We start from the raw sequence: 6,181 nt of genomic DNA, 5'->3' as shown, positions 1-6,181 counted from the left end.
TGGGTTGGAGAACACCCTACGAAGTTTTCTATAATGAGACTTTGCACTTAATTTGAAAATTCACCCCAAAAAAACAGACCATACGGTGATGGTCTGCAAAAATTCGGCAAAATTTTTCAAATGACGTGCGGATTAACGGCTGTGGATCAAGTCACGCAGTTCGCCGATCAATTCGTTCGGGTGACGTGTTGCACCAGCGACAGTCTTGATGTTCAGCAAATCCATGGCCGTCAAGTTGTGAGAAATGGAGTTCTTCCCATAAGAACCTGTGCCAAGCGTCAATGATGGGGCGAGTTTGTTGAACAAACCACCGATGCCACCTAAGGATGCTGGGGTGTTGACCAATACCCGGCATGCAGGCATTTGTTCGCCGAATTCATCAGCGAGTTGCATGTCTTGCGTGTGAATGGCAGCCGTATGACCTAAGCCACCATAATCAAGCAAGGCGCGGCAAAGGGCAAAGCCAGATTCATGATCATTGGCGATGTACATGGACAATACTGGGCAAAGCTTTTCGCCAGATAACAAGAAGTTTGGCCCGATGCCATCGAGCTTGGCGATCAATAATTTCGTACCTTTTGGAACTTTGATGCCAGCAAGTTTGGCAATATGTTCAGCAGATTGGCCAGCAATTGGACCACGCACAGTGCGACGTTGTGGATCGATGACGGCTTCAGATAACTTTTCCACTTCATTTTCTGGCACAAAGTAAGCGTGGTGTTTTTCAAAGCTGGCTTTGATTTGTGGGTAAATGGCACGATCGACGACGATCGAGTTTTCAGAAGCACAGATCATGGAGTTATCAAAGGACTTAGACAAGGTGATGTCGTTGACCGTCGCTTCGATGTCGGCAGTGGCTTCAATATAAGCTGGTGCGTTACCAGGGCCAACGCCTAAAGCAGGCTTACCCGTTGAATAGGCGGCTTTGACCATGCCAGGGCCGCCAGTGGCTAAGACTAAGGCGACACCTTGGTGGTTCATCAAAGCGCTGGAAGCTTCGATACTTGGTTCATGAATGTATTGGATCAAGTTGTCTGGGGCACCAACACGTACAGCCGCTTCGTTTAAAATCTTGCAAGTCGCCGCGCCGCATTGTTGTGCTTGTGGGTGCAAGCCAAAAATGATCGCATTGCGCGTTTTCAAGGCCATCAAGGCTTTGAAAATTACTGTGGAAGTTGGGTTAGTGACAGGCGTAACGCCGGCGATGACACCAAGGGGTTCAGCGTATTTTTTAATGTGATCCATTGGGCTTTCAGAAATCAAGCCAACAGTTTTTTGATCCTTCATGCTGTTCCAAATATATTGGGAGGCATAAATATTTTTGATCGCTTTATCTTCAGCGACCCCACGACCAGTTTCCTTCCAAGCTAAGAAGGCTAAGTCTTTGGCGTGAGCAGTGGCGGCTTTAACGACCGCAACACAAATGGCATCGACTTGTTCTTGGGTGAAGGTTTGATAAGCTTTAAAAGCAGTTTGGGCATTTTCAACGAGTTCGTTTACCGCGGATTCGACTTGTGCTTGGGGATTCATTTGCGTGACATTGTTTGACATTTCCTCAGCTCCTATTTCAATTTCTGATGCTATCGTAACCTCTGCCGAATGCTTTGTAAACACCGTGAAAACACCGCGAAACAGGGAATCATGGGTGTATTCACGCAACTGATCTGCAGTTTCAAAATGCCCATCTTATCATGTCTTTGTGATTTTTATCACGGAATCTTTTGAAAATGGCCACGTTTTCAAAAAACAGGTACTGATACAGAAGTTTTTTTGTTTCAATACAGGCAAGCATTTTCAAGTCTCGTTCCAGTTTCGTGGTATAATAGTGCGTAAAATCAATTCCACCATTAACCGGCGGAATCGAATAATTAGGAGGGCGTGGTATGCAGTCAATCCTGACGCATTTATTGACGTGGTCAACCGTCGCCAATGCCATCGACATTGTGGTGGTATGGTACGCGCTGTACCGCTTGATCATGTTGATTCGCGGCACCAAAGCCGTGCAACTGCTTAAAGGCGTCTTCGTGATCGCGATCATCAAAATTGTGTCGTGGTACTTACAGCTCAAAACCGTGGGCTACATTACAGACATGATCATCACCTGGTCAGTGCCAGCGTTAGTGATCATTTTCCAACCAGAAATTCGGCGTGGGCTGGAACACTTAGGGCGCGGTTCCGTGTTGCCTTGGACCAAATCCAACCAACACGTGGAAGAACAACGCATGGTGGCGCAATTGGATAAAGCCATTCAGTATATGAGCAAGCGCCGTATTGGGGCGTTGATCACCATTCAACAAAATACTGGCTTGGAAGATTACATTGAAACCGGGATCCCGATCGATGCCGATATTTCCGGCGAATTGTTGATCAACATTTTCATTCCCAACACCCCATTGCATGATGGGGCGGTGATCATTCGCGACAACCGTGTGGCGGTTGCGGCGGCTTACTTGCCGCTGTCAGAATCCAACGCGATCCCTAAAGAACTGGGGACCAGGCACCGCGCAGCCGTTGGGATCAGTGAAGTGACGGATGCGTTGACCATTGTGATTTCTGAAGAAACTGGTGGCGTGACGGTGACCAACAACAACCATTTGATCCGCGATTTGACGCGCGAAGATTATATGAAGTTGTTGACGGCACAATTGGTCCCAGCTGATGAAGAAGCAGAGCAAAGTCCGATCGTTGCATGGTTTACCTCTAAGTTCGGCAAAGGAGGGACCAAGCGATGAAATGGTTGAATGATTTTTGGGAAAGTAAGTGGGCTTATCGCCTGCTCGCATTTTTGCTGGCTGTGGGGTTGTTTGCGTATGTGAACGTGCAAAACATCAACAATACCCGCCAAGACGCGTCCACGGATAATACCATCACGGCGACAGCCAAGCGAACGATTTCCGTGCCACTGCAACTCAATGCTGACACGGATAAGTATTTCATCACCGGTTATCCGGAAAAAGTTAAAGTGGCTATCGAAGGCTCAGCTTCTTTGGTCACCGTGACTGCTAACACGCAAAACTTCCGCATCATGGCCAATTTGCAAAACCTGGGTGTCGGCACCCACAAAGTCCGCTTGACCGAAAGTGGTTTGAATAAAGATTTGACCTATAAGATTAAGCCAGAAACCATTACAGTCAAGATCCAAGATCGCAAAACGCGCCGGATGCCGATTCAAGTTCATTACAATAAAGACTCCTTGGCGCCAGGCTACTCAGTCGGCAACGAAAAATTGTCTGCTGAAACGGCAGAAATCACCGGGGCCAAAGGTGAAATCAATCGGGTGTATCAAGTCGTTGCTAGCGTCGTGATGAAGCGCAACACGAAGACATCCGTGAGCCAAGAAGTGATTTTGCAAGCCTTAGATGAAAATGGCAACACCGTCAATGTCGTGGTGTCACCTGAAACTGTACGGGTCACGTTACCGATTTCAATTCCGTCCAAATCTGTGCCGTTGATCTTGAAGCCAACCGGCAATGCGCCGAGTGGCAAAGCCGTGACAGTGACATCGACCACCAGCAATGTGACGATTTATGGGGCCAGTTCAGTGCTCAAAGATATCGATGAATTAAATGTTCCTGTTGATATCAGTGGCATCAGCGCCTCACAAACCAAGACCTTGACGTTGGCGAAATTGTTCCCGAAGTTGACCGACTTATCACCGCAAAGCATTAAGGTGCAATACTCGGTCAGTGATAATACCAGCAACAGTTCAAGTTCGCAATCGAGCTCAAGCAGTTCAAAATCCAGTAGCAGCAGTGCGGATTCGAGTTCTGATGATGCATCCAGCGACAGCAGTAGCACAAACAATTAATAGAAATGAGGAATTGTTAAGATGACGAAGTATTTTGGTACCGATGGTGTGCGTGGGGTGGCCAACTCTGAATTGACCCCAGAAATGGCGTTTCGCTTAGGGCGTTGTGGTGGGTATGTGTTGACCCAACATAATCAAGATAAAACCCCTAAAGTGTTGGTTGCACGCGACACTCGGGCCAGTGGCGAAATGTTAGCCAGTGCGTTGACGGCAGGGTTATTATCTGTCGGCATCGAAGTGTTGAACTTAGGTGTGATCACCACCCCAGCGGTAGCCTACTTGATTCGCGTGCAAAGTGCCGCGGCTGGGATCCAGATTTCCGCTTCTCACAACCCAGCCCAAGACAACGGGATCAAATTCTTTGGCCCAGATGGCTTTAAGTTGTCTGACGATACGGAAGATGAAATCGAAGCCTTGTTGGATGCCCCAGAAGACACCTTGCCACGTCCTTCTGCAGAAGGCTTAGGTTCTGTGACTGAATATCCAGAAGGCGCCTTGAAGTACACCCAATTCTTGGAACAAACCTTATCTGACGATTTGGCTGGCATTCATGTGTGCTTAGATGCCGCTAACGGTGCCACTAGTGCTTTGGTTTCTCGTTTGTTTGCCGATCTCGACACCGAATTTGAAACCATGGCCACCAAGCCAGATGGCATCAACATCAACAAAGGCGTTGGCTCCACGCATCCAGAAGCTTTAGCGAAGTTTGTCGTCGAATCTGGTGCGCAAGTCGGTTTAGCCTTTGATGGTGATGGCGACCGTTGTATCGCCGTTGATGAAAATGGTCAAATTGTCGATGGCGATAAGATCATGTTTGTCTTAGGCAGTTACATGAAGTCTCAAGGCCGGTTGAAAAAAGATACGGTAGTTACCACTGTGATGTCAAACCTTGGCATGTACAAAGCCCTTGAAGCCAACGGCATGAAGTCTGTGCAAACAGCCGTCGGTGATCGTCACGTGTCAGAAGAAATGCGCGCCCATGGCTACAACATCGGTGGGGAACAATCAGGTCACGTCATTTTGTCTGATTACCATAACACTGGTGATGGCATGCTCACTGGGATCCAATTGCTACACGTTATGGCCCAAACTGGCAAGCCTTTATCTGAATTGGCTGCGCCTGTGACCACTTATCCACAAAAATTAGTCAACGTGCCAGTGGCAGACAAGAACAACTGGAAGCAATATCCAGAAATCCAAACTGCCATTGAAGACGTTGAAGCTAAAATGGCTGGCGATGGCCGCGTCTTGGTGCGTCCTTCCGGTACTGAAGCTTTATTACGGGTCATGGCAGAAGCAAAGACTGAAGCTTTGGTCAATGAATATGTTGACAGCATCGTTGAAGTGGTTGAACAAGTGATGGGCAACAAGTAAATCACTCAAATCAAATACCCGCTACTTTCGAAATCGATCGAAAGTGGCGGGTATTTTTGTGAATCATCAATATGAAAACTATCAGGCTGATTTGTAATATAGTCGCCGTAATCTATGTTAAAGCATTGATTTTTTGTTATAACCGAACTCCAAACTATATTGCGGTTGTGTGCCTTTCCCAATCTGACATCAGGTTATTATACGCGATGTTTACGAGACCATATTTCAATTGTCCGAGAGTGGGACCAAACAGTTTTTCATGAGTTTTTAGGATGTTATATTGGATGTGAGATCTTATAGATTCAGCTGAAGAAATGTTAGAATTTTCAAGTTCATGAAGTCTATTTATTTCTGAATAGATTGGAAGAACGTAGTCGTGCTGGAAATGGCTATTTGAAATATTCTCAATAATCCAAATTCGAAGTAATTGGGTTCGAATGCCATTAGGATCGAAGGACCTATTCCAGAATTGATATGTATTCTGTCCAAAGTCAAGCCATACCCAAGTTTCATCTTTTTGAATGCGGCAAATTGCGTTCCATGCTAATACTCCGATGTAGAGATGCCATTTTTGATTAGCAAGTTCACCAATATTGTTCTGAGGATTAAGCAGATCCAGGTTTGAATTATGATTGTAGATACTTTTCGTTGAATCAAATTTATCGAAATAATTGGAAAGCCTTTCTTGTATTTCAAAATATGATTCTACAACGCAAGGATCTTCAGCTATAGATCCAGTCGGAGTGTGTCTTCCCCAAATTTCAATCGGCCCGTCAGTCGTCTGTTTTCTCAAAGCGTTAAGAATTTGGTAGACGCTTTTGTTGTCCAAATCGCATTCTGAAAGCTGAGGGTTAGAAAAATCACGGAACATTTTTTCGAAGCCGTTTGCCCGTCTGTATTCTTGATTAAAGTAATATGTACTCAAGGTATAATTATTTTTGTCTGGTGAATTGTCAAATTAAGTGCAAAGTCTCATTATAGAAAACTTCGTAGGGTGTT

The 6,181-nt window shown here is 45.9% G+C and carries 5 protein-coding genes; 3 read left to right on the top strand and 2 right to left on the bottom strand.

Annotation, left to right across the window (positions count from 1 at the left end; genetic code table 11):
• Window positions 1–132 precede the first annotated feature (132 nt).
• Window positions 133–1,551 carry an aldehyde dehydrogenase family protein gene (locus FD01_RS08240; protein ID WP_056963660.1) on the bottom strand — a complete coding sequence of 473 codons (1,419 nt, stop codon included), beginning with the start codon at window positions 1,549–1,551 and terminating at the stop codon, window positions 133–135.
• A 332-nt stretch (window positions 1,552–1,883) separates the two neighbouring features.
• Here FD01_RS08240 and cdaA point away from each other — a divergent pair, with 332 nt between their 5' ends.
• The 3 genes from cdaA to glmM are packed head-to-tail and all read left to right on the top strand — an operon-like array spanning window position 1,884 to window position 5,182.
• A complete protein-coding gene (cdaA, locus tag FD01_RS08235) occupies window positions 1,884–2,732 on the top strand; it encodes a diadenylate cyclase CdaA (protein WP_056963658.1) in 849 nt (282 codons plus the stop codon).
• A 5-nt stretch (window positions 2,733–2,737) separates the two neighbouring features.
• Window positions 2,738–3,808: a CdaR family protein gene (locus FD01_RS08230; RefSeq protein WP_054719345.1), complete on the top strand. Its 1,071-nt coding sequence runs from the start codon at window positions 2,738–2,740 to the stop codon at window positions 3,806–3,808.
• A 21-nt stretch (window positions 3,809–3,829) separates the two neighbouring features.
• The gene (gene glmM, locus FD01_RS08225; protein ID WP_056963656.1) at window positions 3,830–5,182 is read left to right on the top strand and encodes a phosphoglucosamine mutase; all 1,353 of its coding nucleotides are present in this window, start codon (window positions 3,830–3,832) and stop codon (window positions 5,180–5,182) included.
• Window positions 5,183–5,336: 154 nt separating this feature from the next.
• On the opposite strand, the gene FD01_RS08220 is transcribed toward glmM, so the two are convergent.
• Window positions 5,337–6,107, bottom strand: a complete 771-nt coding sequence (locus tag FD01_RS08220; RefSeq protein ID WP_152164777.1) for a hypothetical protein — start codon at window positions 6,105–6,107, stop codon at window positions 5,337–5,339.
• Between the last annotated feature and the right edge of the window lie 74 nt (window positions 6,108–6,181).

Source organism: Lacticaseibacillus manihotivorans DSM 13343 = JCM 12514 (assembly GCF_001435035.1).
GTDB classification, from domain to species: Bacteria; Bacillota; Bacilli; order Lactobacillales; family Lactobacillaceae; genus Lacticaseibacillus; species Lacticaseibacillus manihotivorans.
This window is presented reverse-complemented; position numbering and strand designations above follow the sequence as displayed.

What these genes read in the sequence shown, in the direction of transcription:
- FD01_RS08240 (WP_056963660.1), bottom strand. Translation starts at nt 1,551, where the DNA reads ATGTCAAACAATGTCACGCAAATGAATCCCCAAGCACAAGTCGAATCC.
- cdaA (WP_056963658.1), top strand. Translation starts at nt 1,884, where the DNA reads ATGCAGTCAATCCTGACGCATTTATTGACGTGGTCAACCGTCGCCAAT.
- glmM (WP_056963656.1), top strand. Translation starts at nt 3,830, where the DNA reads ATGACGAAGTATTTTGGTACCGATGGTGTGCGTGGGGTGGCCAACTCT.